The 18,713-nt window shown below is 70.9% G+C and carries 21 protein-coding genes; 6 read left to right on the top strand and 15 right to left on the bottom strand.

Translation table 11 applies throughout. The annotated features are described in order from the left end of the window. Nucleotides 1-18 precede the first annotated feature (18 nt). From PKE78_RS09830 to PKE78_RS09855, 6 genes are all read right to left on the bottom strand, one after another. Nucleotides 19-1,476: a KpsE/RkpR family capsule polysaccharide export protein gene (locus PKE78_RS09830; RefSeq protein ID WP_271200694.1), complete on the bottom strand. Its 1,458-nt coding sequence runs from the start codon at nucleotides 1,474-1,476 to the stop codon at nucleotides 19-21. Beyond that, complete coding sequence (locus tag PKE78_RS09835; protein WP_271200695.1) at nucleotides 1,473-2,147, bottom strand: ATP-binding cassette domain-containing protein; 675 nt, start codon at nucleotides 2,145-2,147, stop codon at nucleotides 1,473-1,475. Before PKE78_RS09835 ends, PKE78_RS09830 begins: the two co-directional genes overlap by 4 nt. A gap of 10 nt (nucleotides 2,148-2,157) precedes the next feature. Next, nucleotides 2,158-2,940, bottom strand: a complete 783-nt coding sequence (locus tag PKE78_RS09840) for an ABC transporter permease (protein ID WP_271200696.1) — start codon at nucleotides 2,938-2,940, stop codon at nucleotides 2,158-2,160. A 117-nt stretch (nucleotides 2,941-3,057) separates the two neighbouring features. Continuing rightward, the gene (locus tag PKE78_RS09845) at nucleotides 3,058-3,444 is read right to left on the bottom strand and encodes a response regulator (protein WP_271200697.1); all 387 of its coding nucleotides are present in this window, start codon (nucleotides 3,442-3,444) and stop codon (nucleotides 3,058-3,060) included. 10 nt (nucleotides 3,445-3,454) lie between these two features. Then, nucleotides 3,455-3,997, bottom strand: coding sequence for a hypoxanthine phosphoribosyltransferase (hpt, locus tag PKE78_RS09850; protein WP_271200698.1), 543 nt, complete (start codon nucleotides 3,995-3,997; stop codon nucleotides 3,455-3,457). Nucleotides 3,998-4,014: 17 nt separating this feature from the next. Further along, a complete protein-coding gene (locus PKE78_RS09855; protein WP_271200699.1) occupies nucleotides 4,015-4,788 on the bottom strand; it encodes a zinc-ribbon domain-containing protein in 774 nt (257 codons plus the stop codon). 178 nt (nucleotides 4,789-4,966) lie between these two features. Here PKE78_RS09855 and ftsE point away from each other — a divergent pair, with 178 nt between their 5' ends. The 5 genes from ftsE to PKE78_RS09880 all read left to right on the top strand — a co-directional run bounded on the left by ftsE (nucleotide 4,967) and on the right by PKE78_RS09880 (nucleotide 8,775). After that, complete coding sequence (gene ftsE / locus PKE78_RS09860; protein ID WP_271200970.1) at nucleotides 4,967-5,626, top strand: cell division ATP-binding protein FtsE; 660 nt, start codon at nucleotides 4,967-4,969, stop codon at nucleotides 5,624-5,626. Further along, nucleotides 5,623-6,594, top strand: coding sequence for a cell division protein FtsX (locus PKE78_RS09865; protein ID WP_271200700.1), 972 nt, complete (start codon nucleotides 5,623-5,625; stop codon nucleotides 6,592-6,594). Before ftsE ends, PKE78_RS09865 begins: the two co-directional genes overlap by 4 nt. Before the next feature lie 76 nt (nucleotides 6,595-6,670). Continuing rightward, a complete protein-coding gene (locus PKE78_RS09870) occupies nucleotides 6,671-7,378 on the top strand; it encodes a YdcF family protein (protein WP_271200701.1) in 708 nt (235 codons plus the stop codon). A gap of 17 nt (nucleotides 7,379-7,395) precedes the next feature. Continuing rightward, nucleotides 7,396-8,181: a lysophospholipid acyltransferase family protein gene (locus tag PKE78_RS09875; RefSeq protein WP_271200702.1), complete on the top strand. Its 786-nt coding sequence runs from the start codon at nucleotides 7,396-7,398 to the stop codon at nucleotides 8,179-8,181. Nucleotides 8,182-8,280: 99 nt separating this feature from the next. Next, a complete protein-coding gene (locus PKE78_RS09880; protein WP_271200703.1) occupies nucleotides 8,281-8,775 on the top strand; it encodes a hypothetical protein in 495 nt (164 codons plus the stop codon). On the opposite strand, the gene PKE78_RS09885 is transcribed toward PKE78_RS09880, so the two are convergent. Further along, nucleotides 8,676-9,218: a gamma-glutamylcyclotransferase gene (locus tag PKE78_RS09885; protein WP_271200704.1), complete on the bottom strand. Its 543-nt coding sequence runs from the start codon at nucleotides 9,216-9,218 to the stop codon at nucleotides 8,676-8,678. The two genes, PKE78_RS09880 and PKE78_RS09885, sit on opposite strands and share 100 nt — an antisense overlap. Before the next feature lie 172 nt (nucleotides 9,219-9,390). On the opposite strand from PKE78_RS09885, the gene PKE78_RS09890 reads away from it, so the two are divergent. Continuing rightward, nucleotides 9,391-10,440, top strand: coding sequence for a DUF2125 domain-containing protein (locus PKE78_RS09890; RefSeq protein ID WP_271200705.1), 1,050 nt, complete (start codon nucleotides 9,391-9,393; stop codon nucleotides 10,438-10,440). A gap of 4 nt (nucleotides 10,441-10,444) precedes the next feature. On the opposite strand, the gene PKE78_RS09895 is transcribed toward PKE78_RS09890, so the two are convergent. From PKE78_RS09895 to PKE78_RS09930, 8 genes are all read right to left on the bottom strand, one after another. Then, complete coding sequence (locus PKE78_RS09895; protein WP_271200706.1) at nucleotides 10,445-11,389, bottom strand: prephenate/arogenate dehydrogenase family protein; 945 nt, start codon at nucleotides 11,387-11,389, stop codon at nucleotides 10,445-10,447. Continuing rightward, a complete protein-coding gene (locus PKE78_RS09900) occupies nucleotides 11,382-12,512 on the bottom strand; it encodes a pyridoxal phosphate-dependent aminotransferase (RefSeq protein ID WP_271200707.1) in 1,131 nt (376 codons plus the stop codon). The genes PKE78_RS09895 and PKE78_RS09900 overlap by 8 nt, the downstream gene beginning before the upstream one ends. 79 nt (nucleotides 12,513-12,591) lie before the next feature. Further along, nucleotides 12,592-13,353, bottom strand: a complete 762-nt coding sequence (locus PKE78_RS09905; protein ID WP_271200708.1) for a chorismate mutase — start codon at nucleotides 13,351-13,353, stop codon at nucleotides 12,592-12,594. 113 nt (nucleotides 13,354-13,466) lie between these two features. Beyond that, nucleotides 13,467-14,552, bottom strand: a complete 1,086-nt coding sequence (locus tag PKE78_RS09910; protein ID WP_271200709.1) for an alpha/beta hydrolase — start codon at nucleotides 14,550-14,552, stop codon at nucleotides 13,467-13,469. Between the two features lie 222 nt (nucleotides 14,553-14,774). Then, nucleotides 14,775-16,331, bottom strand: a complete 1,557-nt coding sequence (locus tag PKE78_RS09915) for a L,D-transpeptidase family protein (protein ID WP_271200710.1) — start codon at nucleotides 16,329-16,331, stop codon at nucleotides 14,775-14,777. A gap of 113 nt (nucleotides 16,332-16,444) precedes the next feature. Further along, nucleotides 16,445-17,398 (bottom strand): acetyl-CoA carboxylase carboxyltransferase subunit alpha, encoded by a 954-nt coding sequence (locus PKE78_RS09920; protein ID WP_271200711.1) that lies wholly within the window; start codon nucleotides 17,396-17,398, stop codon nucleotides 16,445-16,447. A gap of 135 nt (nucleotides 17,399-17,533) precedes the next feature. Then, the gene (locus tag PKE78_RS09925) at nucleotides 17,534-18,418 is read right to left on the bottom strand and encodes a site-specific tyrosine recombinase XerD (protein ID WP_428981262.1); all 885 of its coding nucleotides are present in this window, start codon (nucleotides 18,416-18,418) and stop codon (nucleotides 17,534-17,536) included. 38 nt (nucleotides 18,419-18,456) lie between these two features. Then, entirely contained in the window at nucleotides 18,457-18,675 is a 219-nt protein-coding gene (locus PKE78_RS09930) for a hypothetical protein (protein ID WP_271200713.1), read from the bottom strand. Between the last annotated feature and the right edge of the window lie 38 nt (nucleotides 18,676-18,713).

The raw sequence follows: 18,713 nt of genomic DNA on the forward strand, positions 1-18,713 counted from the left end.
CCGTCCGAGCGGACGCGGTCAGGCGCTGTGGTCGCGGATGCCGTAGAAGACAAGCACGCCGATCGCCCAGGCGATGGCCGCGCACAGGGCCACCAGAAGGATGCTCTGCATCCGCAGAGGATACATCGAGTCTTCCGGCAGGCGCGGCTCCACGAAGGTCGCGAGGTAGCGCGACTGGCGCTCGGCGCGCATGCGGGCGCTTTCGACGGACGCCAGCGCCGCCTCATAGGATTTCTGCGCGAAATCCCGCTCGGTCTGAAGTTCCTCGAACTCCGAGAACGATGTCGACAGCAGGGGGCGAACCGTCTCTTTCTTGGCCTGCGCCTCGAGCGAGCCGATCTTGGCGCGCTCGATCTCGATCCGCCGCTTCAGCGCGTCGATCTTGTTGCGCATGACGCGGACGGTCGGCGCGTCCTTGCTCAGGAAGGCGGTGGCGGAGGCCATATCGGCCTCCTGCTTCGCGAGGTCCGCCTCAAGCGTCGACACGATGGTGAGCTGGGATTCCGCGCTCTTCGCCGGGTCCACCGCGCCTTCGCGGTCGCGGAAGTCCTGGATCGCCTTCCGGGCGAACTTGAGCCGGAGTTCGGCGCGCGACAGTTCCTGCTTGCTGTCGAAGATCGCGTCCTCGCGGGCGCGGGCCGACAGCTTGTTCACGAGCTCTTCGCTCTCGCGCACCGTCTCGCGGGCGATCTTGAGCGCGTCGTCCCGCGTGAAGGCGCGGACATTGAAGGAGATGATGCCCGAGATCGGCTCGTAATACACATGCGAGACCGAGTTCCAGTACCCCGCAAGATGCTCGGACGTGTCGTCCGTTCCATAGGGCCGATAGCGCGCCAGGAAGTCGGCGCCCTCGCGCGTGTAGGCGGAGCGCAGGTCGACGGACTTCTGCAGGCTGTCGACGAGCTGCCGGCTCTCGACGAACTGCGCGACGATGAAGCTGTCCGACGCGGTGGAGGCTGCGGTCGAGAGCCCCGCGAGCTGGCTCAGGCCGCCGGCCATGGCGCCCGCACTGCTCTCTTCGGCGCCGCGCACCGCGAACTTCGCCTCGGCGATGTACTGCGGCGAGGCGATGAAGCCGTAATAGACGGTCGCGAGCGCCGTCGGCAGTCCGATCGCGAGCATCGCCGAGATCTTAAGCAGGCTCTTCTTAGCCTTAGCCGCCACCGGCCGCGCGGCAGGACGCGGAAGCTGCGCCTGGCCCGGCTTCGGCGCGCCGTTGCGCTGGCGGCGCGGGAGCGCGACGATCTTGCCTGGCGCGTGCTCCGCGGGCGCAGGCGCGGTGGCGGCCGGCGTCACGGCGCCCTGGGAGGCTGTGGCCGCCCCGACATCGCCTGCAGGTGCGACGCTTGGCGTCGCCGGCGCGACCGCGGCGGTCTGCGCAGGCGCGTTCTCCGCGAGCGATTTCAGTATGGTGCGGGCGCGAGCCCCGAGCTGTGTGGCCGGCCCACCGGACCGCATAACGTTGGTATCGGTCATTTACGCTTCGAGCCCTCGTTCTGAGCCGCGGCGACGTATGCTTCCGACGCTTCCGCTAACGTATCATAAAAAGTCAATTTTCCGCGATGCAGAACAAGCCCTGCGTCACAATACCCTTCAAGGAACGAAGAGTCACTTGTGGCCCAGATGACGGACGCGCGTTCGAAGCGGTCCGCGATCACGCTGTCGATCATGGGTCCCTGATCCGGCGGAGGGGGCGGAAGGTTGTCGTCGACGAAGTACCAGTCGAATTGGACCGCGAGCGAGAAGCCGAGCATGAGCCCTCGTTTCTCAAGCGTCGTGTACTTGCGAAACGGCTTAGCCGGCCCGACCCTGACGCCGCTCAGTTCGGCGGCGATCGCGGCCACCTCTTTGCCGTCGACCTTGAAAAGGTGCTCGAAGAGAAGGCCGTTCTGCAGAATGGTCGCGTTCTTCTCCATGAAGCTGCCGTAGTTGAACGGCCAGCACCTCAGCCCGGTCGCCCTGACGACGCCCTGATCCGGCTCTTCGAGCCCGGCGAGTATCCGCAGCAGGGTCGATTTGCCCATTCCGGGCGCGCCGAGCAGCGCGATCTTGCGTCCGCGCGGCAGGACGAGGCTGGCGCCTCCGACCACCACATGGCGCTTGCGGCCGGAGCCGAACGCCTTCCAGACGTTGCGCAGCTCGATCATGCGCCCCCGGTCAGGCTGCGGGCGCCAGCGCGCGGCGACGGAAGGCTCGTTCGCCCACGAGGCCGATCAGAAGGCAAATGACCGTGAAGGTGAAGACATATTCGAGGTCGAGGTTTGCGCATTGGTAGCCAGGGTAGAACCCCTCGCGGAACCACTCGATGAAATGCACCAGGGGATTCCACGAGATCACCTCGCGCCAGGCCGGCGGTATCCGGTCGAGCACGGTCGCAAATCCCGAGGTGAAGAACATGACCATGAAGACGATGGCGCGGAAATGCGCCATGAACGGCGCGACGAATACGATCACCGCGAAGAAGGCGGCGAACGAGAACGTGAACACCGTCAGCGCGAAATAGGTGATGATGCAGCTCAGCAGGTCGTTCGGCATGGAATCCATGCCGAAGATGCCGAGCAGCGTCAGGATCACGATCAGCACCACGCCGCCGGTGATCGATTCCATCGCCCAGATGGCGTAAGTCTGGTCCAGACGGCTGAAGACCGGGAAGGTCTTTCGCGGCGGCTTCATCAGCGGGCCCATCACGGTGGCGGAAGCAGAGCGCCACATGCGCGCCAGCGTTACGCCGGTCGCGAAGAACACCTCGTAGCTCGTTCCGATCGGCGGCAGGTTGCTGTGGCTCGCGAAGGCGAACTTCAGCACGAACACCCAGGCGAGCGGCTCGATGATCGCCCAGGCGTAGCCCGCGCGCGACCCGGCGTAGCGCGTCCGGAAGCGCTTCAGCATCAGGGTCTTGATCGAGCGGAACTGAAGCGCCGCCGAATCTGCGATGCTCATGGGATGTGACGGCCTGCTCGACAGGTTGGACGGACGCGCGCGAGACGAGGCGCAACCACAACGCCGTGATCGCGGCGAGATGATGACCCGTCGCTGCGGCGCGTCAACCCCGAACGCTCACGCGATGAGCCGCTCGGCGCGCGAGCCGAGGGCGTCCGCCACCGCGGTCCGGATCTGGGCGAGCGAAAACGGCTTCGTCACCACGTCGTGGATCAGCGCGTCGAGTCCGGCCGCCCGTTCGCGCTGGTCGGCGTAGCCGGTCATGAGCAGGATCACCGTTTCCGGGTGGTCGCGCGCGGCGGCGAGCGCGAGCGCGATGCCGTCCATCATCGGCATGCGGATATCGGTCAGCAGCAGGTCGTAGGGCGCCGGAGCGGCGGCGAGCTTGTCGAGCGCGTCGGCGCCGTCGAACGCCTGCGTCACCTGATGGCCGTCCATCTCGAGCGCGCGCTGCACGAAGCCGCGCACGGCCTCCTCGTCGTCAGTCAGCAGAATGCGGGCCATGAAGCCTCCTTCACGTCTGTCCGTCGTCGACCTCGACCACGCCGACGAACGGCAGCTGACGGTACGCGTGGGCGACGTCCATGCCGTAGCCGACCACGAAGTAGTCCGGGCACTGGAAGCCGACATAGTCGGCGCCGATCGTTACCGCCCGCTTGCCGGGCTTCTCCAGCAGCACGCAGGTCTCGACGCGGCGCGCGCCCCGCGCCGCCAGGAGGTCCTTGGCGTAGGCCAGCGTCCGTCCGGATTCGAGGATGTCGTCGATCAGCAGAACGTCGCGTCCCCCGACCTCGCTCTCGATGTCGTGGACGATGCGCACCGTCCCCGAAGACACCGTGCCGTCGAGATAGCTCGACAACGACAGGAATTCGATTTCAGGCGCGAGCCCCGCCTCGTGCAGCGCGCGGATCAGGTCCGCCGCGAACACGAAGCTGCCCTTGAGCACCACGATCGCGAGGAGACGCTCAGGCTGGGACGCGGCGATCTCTTCCGCCAGCTCGGCGTTTCGCGCGGCGATCGTCTTGGCGTCGTACAGCACGTTCACGCGGCGGCTCATCGTCGGGGTCCCCGGGATCACTTGGTCTGCAGCAGGTCGCGGCGGGCGAGGAAGCGCACCTGGATGCGCCGGCCTTCCGCCGGAGGCGACGCCAGCCGCGAACGGAACGGAGCCGCCTCGCCGCCCTTGAGGGACGGCCGGCCGAGCACCGTCGTCCATGCGTAGATTTCCCGGTCGTCGCCGGCAAGCACCGCGAGCCGCAGCCGCGGCGGCTCGATGGCCTCAGCGGTGACGTTCGACACCAAGCCGGTCACCATCAGCACCGGCACGCCGTCCTCGATCTCCTCGACCGAAGTGAGGGCTGAGATCTCCAATCCGCGGACGTTTACGGGAAAGCCCGCGAACGCGAACAGCGAGCCCGTCGCCGGCGCGTGCCGGACCACGTCGGCCCGCGCTGCAAACCCTGCGACGAGGACGGCCGACCCAAGCGCCGCGACCACGGCCGCCGGCCGCAGCTTTCGTAAGCGCGAGACGCTCCGCGCCCGGAGCTGAGGCGTCGTCGCCTCGCGCCTCCGACCCTCCTGTCCCAAAGCGGCCGCGACCGCCGCCGGCTCGGCCTCCTCGGGCGCAGCGTCCAGCGCGTCGATGACGTCATCGTCATCCAGCGCCTGGATCGGCGATCGGGCGTCGTCGAAAACCGGCTCCTCGGCCGGGGACCACACGGCGTCCTCGACGTCCGACGCTACGAACCACTCGGTCCGGCAGCGCGCGCAACGGACCATGCGCCCGGCGCCGAGAGCTTCGGGGGCGATGCGGTAGGACGAGGCGCAGGCGGGGCAGACGATCAGCATCGCAGTCTGTATGACGGACGAAGGACGGGACGCGCAGCGGCGATCGCGCGGCGGGCGGCTCCGGGCGCGCGCCCTCCACGACCACGCCATCTTATCGTTAATGGATCGTTAAAATAATGGGCGCGACAACGGGGCGATCGCCCAGGCAAGCACGCAACGATCGGAGATGACCGCCGCCATGCTGCGTTTCGAGAATGTCGGCCTGCGCTACGGGCTCGGGCCCGAGGTGCTGCGGGACCTGACGTTCCAGATCGAACCGAACTCGTTCCAGTTTCTGACCGGGCCGTCCGGCGCGGGCAAGACGACCCTTCTGCGCCTGCTGTTCCTCGGGCTCAAGCCGACCCGCGGGCTGATCTCGGTGTTCGGGCGCGACATCGTCACGCTGCCGAAGCGCGAGCTGCCTTCCCTCAGACGGCGGATCGGCGTCGTGTTCCAGGACTTCCGGCTGCTCGATCACCTGACGACCTATGAGAACGTCGCGCTGCCGCTGCGGGTCGCCGGCCGCGACGAGAGCGCGTACCGCGCGGAGGTGGTGGAGCTGCTCGGCTGGGTCGGGCTCGGCGACAAGCTCGACGCGCTGCCGCCGGTCCTGTCCGGCGGCGAGAAGCAGCGCGCCGCGATCGCGCGCGCCCTGGTCGCGCGGCCTGAGATGCTGCTCGCGGACGAACCGACGGGCAACGTCGATCCGCAGCTCGCCCGCCGCATCCTGCGGCTGTTCGTGGAGCTGCACAAATCCGGCACCTCGGTGGTGATCGCCACCCATGACATCGCGCTGATGGACCTTTACGACGCCCGGCGCCTCGTGCTGCATGACGGCCGCCTCCACGTGTACGAATGACCGCCAAGCCTTCTCCCAAGCCGCACGGCGCCGCCAAAGACCGCCGCGACGAGGCGCACAAGCCCCGCGCGCGCCGACAGGGCCCGATCGTCCCGTCCTCCTCGGTCTCCGGCCATACGCTCGTGATCGTCATCGCGATCATGACCTATCTCGCCGCGCTGACCGTCGGCGCCGTCGACCTCGTGCGCGCGACCGCGGCGGGCTGGGAGGCCGACGTGATGCGCGAGACCACCATCCAGATCCGCCCGGCGGAGGGCCGCGACCTCGACGCTTTGGCGGCGCGCGCCATCGTTCTCGCGCGGGCCGCGCGGGGCGTCGTCGACGTGCGCCCCTACAGCGACGATGAGACCGCGCGGCTGCTCGAGCCCTGGCTCGGGTCCGGCCTGTCGTTCGACGACCTTCCGATCCCCCGCCTCGTCGTGCTGCGGCTCTCCGACACCGAGCCTTTCGACCCCTCCGCGCTCCGCTCGGCGCTGGAGAAGGAGGTGCCGGGCGCCACGCTCGACGATCACAGGCGCTTCCTCGATCGGCTGGTGGCGATGGCCAACACGCTGGTCGGCCTCGGGCTCGGGGTTCTCGCGCTGGTGCTGACCGCGACGGTGCTGTCGGTGGTGTTCGCCACCCGCGGCGCCATGGCCGGCAACCGCGACATCGTCCAGGTGCTGCATTTCGTGGGCGCCCGCGACGGCTACATCGCCGGCCAGTTCCAGCGGCGCTTTCTGCGTCTCGGCCTCAAGGGCGGGCTCGCGGGCGGCGTCGCCGCCGTCGCGACCTTCCTGATCGCGGAGTTCTCAGCGGATCAGAGCGTCGGCACCGCCGCCGCCGACCAGATCGACGCGCTGTTCGGCAATTTCCAGATCGGCCCGACCGCCTATGCCGGGGTCGCGGCGATCGTCGCGGTGATCGCAATCCTGACCGCCCTGACCTCCCGCGCGACGGTCTATCGAACCTTGCGCACCTTCGACTGATCGCCGACGGGCGCACGACCCTTGCGGGACGCCGCGTCCGGACGCATTTTCGTACGGAGACGAATGCGTTGTGACCATGAGCACTGAAGCCGACCTCGGCGTGCGGAACGACGGCGGCGACCGCCAAGCGGCGAACGGCGCATGGCGCGCCGTGCGCACGCTTGTGGTCGTGTGCCTGGCCGCCGGGGCGCTTGCGGTCGCCGGCTTCGCCGGCTTCCTGGCGCTAGTGCCCGCCGGCGAGCGGCAGACGCAGGCGGTTCGAGGCGAAGGCATCGTCGTGCTCACCGGCGGAGCGGAGCGGCTGCCGGACGCGTTGCGGCTGCTCGCCTCCGGCAGCGGCAAGCGGCTGCTCATCTCCGGCGTGCACCCGGCCACCACCGAGGGCGAGCTGGCCCGCGCGCTGCCGGATTTCGCGGCCTATGCGCGCTGCTGCGTCGATCTCGGCCGCCGCGCGCTCAACACCGCCGGGAACGCGATCGAGACCCGCCGCTGGGCCGAGCGCCATCATTTCCGTTCGCTCGTGGTGGTGACTTCGGGCTATCACATGCCGCGCACGCTCATGGAGCTCGCGCGCGAAATGCCGAACGTCGATCTCGTCCCCTACGCCGTCGTGACCGAACGCCTGCGTGGCGAGCCGTGGTGGCGCGACTGGTCGACCGCCAAGCTTCTCGCCGGCGAGTATGTGAAATACGTCGCCGCCCTCGTGCGCGTGCGCCTCGCTCCCCGCCTCAGCGCCACCGAGACCGCCGCGACCGACCGCGGCGCTCCGCCGTCGCGCTCCTGACGAGACCCGCTGCACCCGTGACACAGTCCGTTCTCCGCCGTCGCGCCGGCGACGTCGTTTTTTGGCGCTCGCTCGCCTTCAACGTCCTGTTCGGCCTCCAGCTCGTCGTCATCGCGCTCGCGACCGTTCCCGTCGTTCTGTTCTTCCCGCGACGGCACGTGCTCGGCGTCGCCAAGTTCTGGTGCCGCGCCAATCTCTGGCTGCTCAAGACGGTCGTCGGCATCGAGGTGGAGATGCGGGGACTGGAACACGCGCCGCACGGCGCGGCGCTGATCGCCTCGAAGCACCAGTCGGCGCTCGAGACCTTCGCGGTCGTCCCGTTCATCGACGACCCGCTGTTCGTGCTGAAGCGGGAGCTGACGTGGACGCCGTTCTTCGGCTGGTTCCTGATGCGTCTGAAGATGATCGCGATCAACCGTTCCGCCGGCGGCGACGCGCTCGCGCAGATGCTGGCGCAGGCGCGAACGGCGGCGGCGGACGGGCGGCAGATCATCATCTACCCCGAAGGTACGCGCCGTCCGGTCGGCGTCGAGCCGCGCTACAAGCAGGGCATCGTCCACCTCTACGTCGAACTCGGCCTGCCGGTGACGCCGGTGGCGATCGACACCGGCGTGTTCTGGCCGCGCGGCACGCTGAAGCGCCGCAAGGGGCGCGCGGTCATTCAGTTCCTGGAGCCGATCGCGCCCGGGCTCGCGCGGGCGGACTTCGAACGCCTGCTCCGCGATCGCATCGAACAGGCCTCGAACGCGCTCGCCGCGGAGGCGACGGGGGCCGATGCGCCCGGCGTCCTTCAGCGCATTTGACGGAGCTTTGAAGCTGGCCGGCCAGGACGGTTAAGCCGCTGACTTGACAGCGCTCTCCCGATAGGAGGTACGATGGTGACGCTAACGAGGCGCAGACCGATGTCTGATTCGTTTCCATCGGCAACCCTGATCGACGAGATCGCCTCCCGCGCGTCGGAGGAGGCTGCCCCGGCGGACCAGGGCCTAGCCCATGTCGCGCGCGAGGCGGGCTTCGGGGAACGCTACCGCGTGTGGCGCGGCCGGTCCGGGCGACGCTATCTCGTGACGGTCATGCCGCTCGGCGAAGCCCTGCGGACGGAGGACGCCGTGATCCTCGTGGTCGCCGTCGGCGCCGACGGGACGCGCCGCGTGATCTGGGCCGGCGAACCGGGCGACGGCCTCCCCGCCCTCCAACTGTCGGCCGGGCAGCAGATCGAGGCCCATGTCCACCTGATCGCCTCGATCCCCGCGCGGCGGCGCGCCGCGATCGAGGACCTGGTGTCGGCGACCCAGAGCTACTCGTCCGTGCTCACCGCCAACGCGGCGGCGAGCCAGGCGAGCGTCGGGTCGGTCACGCCCAACTTCTCCAACTCGCGCACGGTGTTCAGGACGTAGTCGGGGTTCGGCCCGGCGGCGCCGACGCCCCGCCTCACCCAACGCAGCGTCTCCTCGGGCGGCAGGTCGCCGACATATTGCGGATGACGCGGATCGGCGACGTAGGTCACCGCCCGCACGACACGCCCGTCGGCGAGCCGCGTCGGCAGCTGAACCTCGTGATAGACGCGCGACACCAGTTCGCGCTCGCGCAGATGGGCCAACGCGTCGGCCACGAACGGGACTTGGACGCGGAACGCCACCCCCTCGCAGGACCCGCCTTCGTCGAGCCCGAGCACCAGCCCGGGACGCTCCGGCGTGCCGCGGTGCCTGTGCGACGCGATGCAGAGCGAGCGATGATAGCCGTCGATCGTCGCCGGCTGCTGTTCGGCGTGCTCGAAGCCGGGACGCCACATCAGCGAACCGTAGGCGAACACCCATAGGTCGACGTCGGTCGGAATCATGTAAGCACGGCGATCCTTGCAAGCGGTCGATCTTGGGCGATCCGGGCGAGACGAAGCAAGATCGCGCGCCATATCGAACCGACCGGCGTCCCCAGAAGATCGCCATGATCCGGGACGACGGTCACGGCGCGGCGCGGGCGGATCGCGCGGGCGCGAAGGGCGGAGCAGACGCATGACGAGCCAGGACGAACCCACCAAGCGCGCGTCGCGGTCCCGCTGGATGATCTACCTGCCGACCGCGCTGCTGCTGCTCGCGGCCGCGCTCTGGTCGGTCTTCTGGAACGTCGCCGCCGGCCGGGCGGAGCAGGCGGTCGACGCCTGGATCGCGCGCGAGGCGACGAAGGGCCGCGTCTACGCCTGCGGCTCGCGGCGCGTCGAAGGCTATCCGTTCCGCATCGAGCTGGTTTGCGACGCGCCGACCATGACGGCGCCGGGCGACGGCGGTCCGGTGGTCGCGACCGCTGCGCGCTTCACCGGCGTGGCTCAAATCTACGACCCCCGCCGCATCATCGGCGACCTGCAGGGCCCGGTCGCCTTCACCGACGCCGCCGGCGGCCGCGCCGACCTGTCCTTCGCGACCGCGCAGGCGAGCGCCGCGGCCGGCTCCGACAACCGCTTCGACCGCGCCTCGATCGCGCTCGCGTCGCCGCGCCTGACCGCGGACGGCGTCGAGATCGGCGCCGCGCGCCGGGTCGAGGTCCACATGCGCCGCGCCCCGACTTCGACCGACGGCGTCTACGACCTCGCCGCCAGCGCGGACGACGTGGTCTCGCCCTTCGCCGACGCCCTGCCCGTGGGCTCCGGCCCGGTGTCCGGCGAGTTGCAGCTTCAGGCGCAGGGCGTGCCCGATCTCCGCCCCGGCCCGACGTCGGAGCGGCTGCGCGCCTTCGCGGAGGCCGGCGGCAAGCTGCGCGTGGCGCTCGCGCGGCTGACCCGCGGCGACGTCGCGGCGGAGGCGAAGGGCGACGTCTCGCTGGACACGGAGGGCCGCGTGAACGGCGACCTTCGGCTGACGGCGCGCGGCGTGGACGGCGTCGTCGGCGACCTGCTCGGCGGCGGACGCGACGACCTGCTGTCGTCGCTGCTCGGCGCCGGCGCGCAGATGCTCGGCAAGCCCGCGCGGCTCGACGACCGGCCGGCGACCGCCTACCGCGTCCGGATCGACGCCGGCCGGATCGAGATCGGCCCGGCCCGGCTCGGGCGGCTGCCGCCCGCGTTCTGACGCCTCAGCGTTCGCCGGCCGGGGGCGGCGGCGCGGCGCGGCGGCCGAAATCGGGCGCGGCGGTGTCCTGGCCCTGCTCGACGATCGAGCGGCGGATCGCGCGGGTGCGGCTGAACAGGTTGAACAGCGCGTCGCCCTCGCCCCAGCGGATCGCCCGCTGCAGCGCCTGCAGGTCCTCGGTGAAGCGGCCGAGGATCTCCAACACCGCGTCGCGGTTGTTGAGGAAGATGTCGCGCCACATGGTCGGGTCGGACGCCGCGATGCGGGTGAAATCGCGGAAGCCCGACGCCGAGTACTTGATCACCTCGGACTGGGTGACGTCCTCCAGGTCGGCGGCGGTGCCGACGATGTTGTAGGCGATCAGGTGCGGCACGTGGCTCACGATCGCGAACACCAGATCGTGGTGCTCGACCGTCATGGTGTCGACGTTCGCGCCCATGCCCTCCCAGAACCGTCGCAGGCGCTCGACGTCCGCCTCGTCGGCGGGCGACAGCGGCGTCAGGATCGCCCAGCGGTCCTGGAACAGCTCCGCGAAGCCGGCGTCGGGGCCGGAGTCCTCGGTGCCGGCGATCGGATGGGCGGGGATGAAGGCCGCGTGCGCCGGCACGTGGCGGCCCATGTCGCGCACGACCGCGCCCTTGACCGATCCGACGTCGGAGAGCACCGCGCCCACCTTCAGCTTCGGCCCGATCTCGGCCGCGACCGCCCCGCAGACGCCGACCGGCGTGCAGACGATGACGAGATCGGCGCCCTCGACCGCATCCGCCGCGGACGCCGCCACCACGTCGGCGATGCCGAGCGCCGCGACCCGGACCGCGACGGCCTCGTCGCGGTCGTAGGCCGCGATCGATCCGGCGACGCCGCCCGCCCGCGCCGCGCGCGCGATCGACGAGCCGATCAGGCCGAGCCCGATGATCGCGACCCGTTCGAAGGGCGCCGCCTCAGCCACGGTCGCCCCTCATGAAGGCCCCGAGCGCCGCGATCACGGCGCGGTTGGCCTCATCGTCGCCGATGGTGAGCCTCAGCGCGTCCGGCAGGCCGTAGGACGCCACCGAGCGCAGGATCAGACCGCGCTCGGTCAGGAAGGCGTCGGCCTCCTTCGCGGTCCGGCCGGGCGCGTCGGGAAAACGCACCAGCACGAAGTTCGCGACGCTCGGCGTCACGGTGAGCCCGAGCGCGCCGAGCGCGCCGGTCAGCTCCGGCAGCCAGCGGGCGTTGTGGTCGACAGCGGCCTCGATGTGGGCGCGGTCGGCGATCGCCGCGGCGCCCGCCGCGATCGCAGGACCGGACAGGTTGAACGGGCCGCGGATGCGGTTCAGCACGTCGACCACGCCCTCCGGCCCGTAAAGCCAGCCGATGCGCAGGCTGGCGAGCCCGTAGACCTTGGAGAAGGTGCGCGTCATCACGACGTTCTCCGCGCCCGCCACCAGCTCGATCCCGGCCGCGTAGTCGTTGGCGCGGACATATTCGGCGTAGGCCGCGTCCAGCACGAGCAGCACGGTCTTCGGCAGACCGGCGTGCAGACGCTTCACCTCGTCGAACGGCAGGTAGGTGCCGGTCGGGTTGTTGGGGTTCGCGAGATAGACGATGCGCGTGCGGTCCGTGACGCGGGAGAGGATCGCGTCGACGTCCGCGGTCAGGTCCGTCTCGGGCGCGACCACCGGCACGCCGCCCGCGGCCAGGATCGCTATGCGATAGACGAGGAAGCCGTGCTCGCAGAACACGCCCTCGTCGCCGGGCTCCAGATAGGCGTAGGCGAGCAGCGACAGCAGTTCGTCGGAGCCGGCGCCGCAGACGATGCGGTCGGGGTCGAGCCCGTTCGCGCGGGCGATCGCCTCGCGCAGCGCGCGCGACTGGCCGTCGGGGTAGATCTCGAGGCCGTCCGCCGCGGCCCGGAACGCCGCGATCGCGGCCGGGCTCGGCCCGAGCGGCGTCTCGTTCGAGGACAGCTTGTGCAGCCGCACCCCGGCGGGAGCCTTGCTCTTGCCCGGGACGTAGGCCTCGATCGCGAGGGCGCTGGCGCGCGGGACGGGGCGCGTTGCGGCGGGGGTTGCGGGAGACGCGGACGTCATGGGCGGCAAGCTCCGGATGAGCGGTCGAACCGCGGGCTTGCAGCCCTGCGGCGATGGAAAAGGAAGAGCGGCGCGGCGTTCAGCCGGCCGGCCGGGCGTAGCCGCCGAGCGGCCGCGCATGCGGCGCGGGCGGCTCGCCGCCGGGATGCGCGACGAGGCGATGTCGGCGCCCGTTGCGCGTGACCGCGGCCAGCGTCTCGGCGCCCTCGGGGAGCGCGACGTCGCCGTCGTCCTCCACCGCCCAGACCGAAACCTCGGACGAGGCGGCGTCGCCGAGCGGGCGCGCGAGCACCAGGGCGGGCGTGGGCGTCGGATGTCCGGCGGCGGACAGGAACGGCAGCCGCGCCATCACCTGCGGGCCGTCGCCGCCGAGCGCGTCCCACCAGATCGCGGCCGGCGCCGGATCGATGCGCACGAGGCCGAGATCGCCGGTCGACTGCGCGACGGCCGCGGCGACGCGCGACGGCGTGCCGTGGCCGACGAGCGGCACGTCAAAGCCGACGTGGAAGCGGGCGAGGTCATGCATAGCGAGGGCGTCCGCGCCCTGCTCCACATGCAGCGTGAACGGCGCCTGGACATGGGTGAAGGTGGCGATGATCGTGCGCCAGAGATGCTCGGCGGTCGCGACCGGCAGCCGGCCGCCATGACGGGCGGCGATGCGGCGCATCATGTCGGCCTCGCGACCCGGCCGGAACGCCGATCCCGTCTCCGAGGTGCGCTTGATCGCGACGAGCCGGTCGATGACCGCGCCGCGCTCCATCAGCAGGACGTGCATGGCCTCATCGATCCGGTCGATCTCCCGGCGGATTTCGGTCAGCGGATCGGAGGGGGCGTCGTTCATGGGGCGTCGTCTTGGATGATCGCGCGGCTCGCGGAGGCTCGCAGCCTCCGCGGCGCACTGTCATAGACGAGCCCGCAGGCCAAAACAAACGGAGGACCGGCGTTCCGGCGCCGTCAGAGCGCGCGGCCGATCCGCGTCCAGCGTTCGTCGCGCGCGAAGGCGCAGGCGAGGTCCCGCGCCACCGCGTCCTGCGCCAGCCGAGCGTCGCGCGCCACCTCGCCCATGCCGAAGAAGCCATGCGTGGCGCCTTCGTAGTCGATGGCGTTCACGGCGACGCCGGCGTCGCGCAGCTTTTCGGCGAGCGCCCAGCCCTCGGAGCGGAGCGGGTCGATCTCCGCCGTGACGAGCGTCGCGGGCGGAAGCCCGGAAAGGTCGGCCTTCCCGACAAGATCGACGCGCGGATCGTCCTGCGTCTGCGCGTCCGGCAGGGCGTGGCCGAAGAACCAGCCCACCATAGCCTTGTTCAGGGGCCGCGCGTGCTCGTTGATGGCGTAGGAGGGCGTCTCCAGATCGACGCCCGCCATCGGGCAGATCAGCGCCTGATGGACCGGCAGGGGCAAGCCCTCGTCGCGCGCGGCGACGCAGACGTGGAGCGCCAGCGCCGCGCCGGCGTCCTCGCCCATCACCGCGACGCGCGCTGGGTCGCCGCCGAGCGCGGCCGCCTCCTCCAGCACCCAGCGATAGGCCTCGACCGCGTCGTCATGGGCGGCGGGGAACTTGTGCTCCGGCGCCAGCCGATAGCCGGCCGAGACCACCACGACGCCCGCGCGGGCCGCGATCGCCCGCGGCGCGGCGTCATAGGCGGCGACGCCGCCGAGCACAAAGCCTCCCCCGTGAAAATACAGCACGATCGGAAGCTGGCCCTCCACCCCCGCCGGCCGGTAGACGCGGGCCGGCAGGTCGCCTTCCGCGGCCGGATAGCTCACGTCGTGCGCAAACGCCTCGCGCGGCGCAGGCTCGATCGCGACCTCCGCGCGCACGGCGCGCACCGCGTCGGCGACGGTCGGCTGGCGACGCGCCTCCTCGGGCGTGAGGTCCTCGATGGGCTGCTGGCCGAGCGCCTTGAGCTGATCGACGACCCGCGCGACGTCGAGGTCGGCGCGCGCGTTCGGATCGCGCGTCACGGCCCCGATGAAACGCCGGCCCCGTTCGAGCAGGCTGGGATGAACGTGTACGTCAGCGTGGTCATGCATGGACATAGCGCGTCTCCTCATGGAGGACGACGCTGTCGACGCCGTTGGCCGCGTCTTTGAAGCGCCGTCGGTGTCTACGCAGAATACCGTAGATCAGGCGCCGGAGAAGCGAATCCCGTTGTGCGGCGCCGCGTGGCGACGCCAAACCTGCGCGGTCGGACGCTCATATGTCCCCGCCGCAAAGCGTCAAAAGCGGATGGTGCGCCGCCAGATCGCTCGCCTTAGACTTCAGTCGAACGCGGCGAAGGCCGAGGTGATGCGCGGGTCGAGCCGGTGCTTCGGCTGGAACTGCTCCGGCATGCGGGCCGAACGCTCGCGCGGACGCGGCGCGGGCGAACCGGTCGTCGCCGCCGGCTGGACCGCCGCCGGCGCGACGGAAGGAGCGGCCGCGGGCTCCTCCGAACGGCCGCCGAACAGGCCGCCGACGCTGCGGACCCAGCCGCCGACGCCGCCGGAGGCCGGCTTAGACGCCGCGGCGGGATGCTGGCTGACGGAGGACGCCAGAACCGGCTCCTGAACCACGATCTCGCGACGGGCGGGCGGGACCGGCGCGCCGGTCCTCGCGGCGGAGGCGGTCGCGATCTCGGCGGCGGGCGCGGCCGCCGGAGCCGCGGGCTCCTCGGCCTGGAACAGGCGGGTGAACAGGCCACGCTCGGCCTTGCTGGCCGCGACCTGAACCGAAGCGGTCGGCTCGACCACGGGCGCCGGGGCGGCTGCGGAAGCCGCCGCAGGACGGGCGGGCGCGGCGGCCGGCGCGGGCGGGGTGACGGCGACCGAGGCGGTCGTGCGCAGCGCGACCGTCGAGGCGCCTTCGGTCTCCGCCGCGGCGTAGGCCGGCGCCGACGCCGGCGCGGCGGCCGCGACCTGGATCAGCGGCTCGTCGAGCGAGCGGCGCAGGCGGCCGTTCTGGGCGATGTATTCCGGAGCCGGTTCGTGCGCCTTGGACAGAGCCGCGATCACCATGTCGTCGGCGCGCTTCTTGGCGGCGACCGCCCTGGCGATCTCCGGCTGCGTCGTCAGGCTCGGACACGGAGCCGAGGCGTTCATGCTGGAGAGCGGGCCGGCCGAGGCGTTGAAGACGTACTTCCGGCCGCAGGCGTCGACCTTCGGCTCGGCCTTCGTGACCTCGAAATGGTCCGAGCCTTCCTTGAGGTTCCGCCAGAACGCGATGTTCGGGTTGTTGCGGCGGCGCGCCATGTTCTCCGGCGTCATGCGGAACGGAAGCGCCTGGACCTGGAACGACTTTTGGCCGCCGGCGAAGGCCTCGCGGGCGAGCGCGTAGATCTCGGCCATCTGCGCGTCCGTCATGGCGTAGCAGCCGGCCGACAGGCAGTCGCCGTGCACCATGAGGTGCTGGCCGGTGCGGCCGAGCGCCTGATCGTACTTGTTCGGGAAGCCGATGTTGAACGAAAGGTAGTAGCTCGAGCGCGGGTTCATCTGCGCCGGGCCGACCGAGTAGAACCCTTCCGGCGCCTGCTTGTCGCCTTCCTTGATCTTCGGGCCGAGCTTTCCGGAGAACCGGCAGATGTCGTAGGTCTTGAGCAGGGCGTAGCGGCCGTCCGAGCGGCGCTTCTTCCAGACCTCGGCCTTCGACTCCTCCTTGTAGATGCGCAGCAGGATTGGGTCCTGCCTCGTCATCCCCTTCTCCTGCATCAGCGAGACGGTCTGGATCGAAAGCGGCTGGACGCTGCGCGCCGTGGTGGCCTGCTCATCCTTCTGGCAACCGGCCGTCGCCAGCGCGGCCGCAGCCGCCAGGCCGATCAGGCTTGCGCGCAGTGCGGACATGGCTGTCTCCCCGAAAGGCAAGTGCGGGCGTCTTCCCAAGAGATAAACGCCCGATACCGTTACGCGAAAGTTACCACAGCTTCACGCCGCCCGTCATCCGTCGCGAGCGGTATTCAGAGGCTCCGGCCGATGGCGAGGAATTTCGCGCGGCGCTCCGCGCGAATCTGGTCGGGCGTCATGCCGTCGAAACGCTCAAGTCCCTGGGCGATGGCGTCGCCGGCCTCGGCGATCACGGCGTCCGGCTCGCGGTGCGCGCCGCCGAGCGGCTCCGGCACCACGCCGTCGATCACGCCGAGGCGCATCAGGTCGGCGGAGGTGATCTTCATGTTGGTGGCGGCGTCCTGCGCCTTGGCGGCGTCGCGCCACAGGATCGAGGCCGCGCCCTCCGGCGAGATCACGCTGTAGATGGCGTGCTCCAGCATCAGCACGACGTTCGCGGTCGCGATCGCTATCGCGCCGCCGGAGCCGCCCTCGCCGATGACCAGCGCCACGTTCGGCACCGTGAGGTTGAGGCAAGCCTCGGTCGAGCGGGCGATCGCCTCGGCCTGGCCGCGCTGCTCCGCCTCGATGCCGGGAAAGGCGCCGGCGGTGTCGACCAGCGCGATGATCGGCAGGCCGAAGCGGTCGGCGAGCTCCATCAGCCGCACGGCCTTGCGGTAGCCCTCCGGCCGCGCCATGCCGAAATTGTGCTTGAGCCGGGAGGTCGTATCGGCACCCTTCTCATGGCCCATGATCAGCACCGGCCGGCCGCGGAACCGCGCCAGGCCGCCGACGATCGCCTCGTCCTCCGAGAAGGCGCGGTCGCCCGCGAGCGGGGTGAAGTCCTCGACCAGGCCCGCGACGAAATCGGAGAAATGCGGCCGGTTCGGATGCCGCGCCACCAGCGTCTTCTGCCAGGGCGTCAGGTTGGCGTAGAGTTCTTTGAGCGCCTGGACGGACTTCGCCTCGAGCCGAGACACCTCTTCGCCGATTGCGACGGCGTCGCCGTTCTCGCCGAGCGCGCGCAGTTCGACGATCTTGGCCTGGAGTTCGGCGACCGGCTTTTCGAAATCGAGATAGCTTTTCATGGGCTCCGCTTCGCGCCGCAGGCGCACGGGGTTTGGGGCGCTGGTCCATGCGAAGCGGCGCACACTGGTTCGGAGCCCCGACGAAAGTCAAGGCGACGGGCGGGGAAACGTGGCGGGCGCGGGTCGACGCCGGCGTCAGGCCGGCTCGACGTCCCCGAGCGGGTGCAGGTCGCGCACCATGGCGCGCGCGCGCTCGTCGAGCACGTGGGTGTAGATCTGGGTCGTCGCGATGTCGGCGTGGCCGAGCATCTGCTGCACGGCGCGCAGGTCGGCGCCGTTCTGGACGAGGTGGCTCGCGAAGGCGTGGCGCAGCACGTGCGGGCTGACCTTCGCCGGCGACAGGCCGGCGCGCGCGGCCGCGGCCTTAAGGTCGCGGGCGAACACCTGCCGCGTCAGGTGGCCGCTCGTCCCCGGCGCGGGAAACAGCCACGGCCCATCCGACGGGCCGAGCGCATCGAGATAGGCGGCCATCGCCTGCTTCGCGAGCGGCGTCAGCGGCACGAGGCGCTCGCGCCCGCCCTTGCCCTTGACGGCGATCGCCTGCGCGGCGGGCCGCGCGGCGGAGCGGGGCAGGCCGACGAGTTCGGAGACGCGCAGGCCGGTGGCGTAGGCGACCTCGAGCAGGCAGGAGAGCCGCGCCGCCGCGAGCGCCGCCCGCGGCGACGGTTCGGGGCCCGGATCGCCGGCCGCCGCGATCAGCCGCTCCATCTCCTCGACCGACAGTACTTTTGGCAGCGGCCGTCCGCGCCGCGGGCCTTCGAGCGCGGCGGTCGGATCGTCGGTCCGCACCGCGTCGGTGTAGAGGAACTTGTGGAACTGGCGCACCGCCGAGAGCTTGCGCGCGGCCGACGACGCCTTGAAGCCGCGATCCGCGAGATCGGCGAGATGGGCGCGCACGTCGTCGGCCGTCGCCCGTAGGGCGTCGCTCGCCCGGCCTGCGAGGAAGGCGCAGTAATCCGAGAGGTCGCGCTCGTAGGCGTCGAGCGTGTTCTTCGCCGCGCCGCGCTCGGCGCTCGCCATTTCGAGGAAGGCGTCGAGATGGCGGCGGTCGCGGCCGCTCACGGCTGGCTTGCGCCGCCGACGGCCGCGGTGTGCGGACCGTCGCGGTCGAGCCGGGCCTCGGCCTCGGTCGGCTGCGCGCGCAGCTTGTTGGTCGGAATGGTCACGGTCATCTCGCGGGTGCGCGGCGTGACGAAGGTCGCGAGCGCGTACATCCCGCCGAAGCCGAGCCCCGCGAGCACCCCTATGACGGTCAGAAAGCGCATCAAGCTCGGCATGTCGCGACCTCTCGGCCCCTGTGACACGGGCCGCAGCC

Origin of the sequence: Methylopila turkensis, assembly GCF_027922325.1 — a bacterium.
GTDB lineage: Bacteria > Pseudomonadota > Alphaproteobacteria > Rhizobiales > Methylopilaceae > Methylopila > Methylopila turkensis.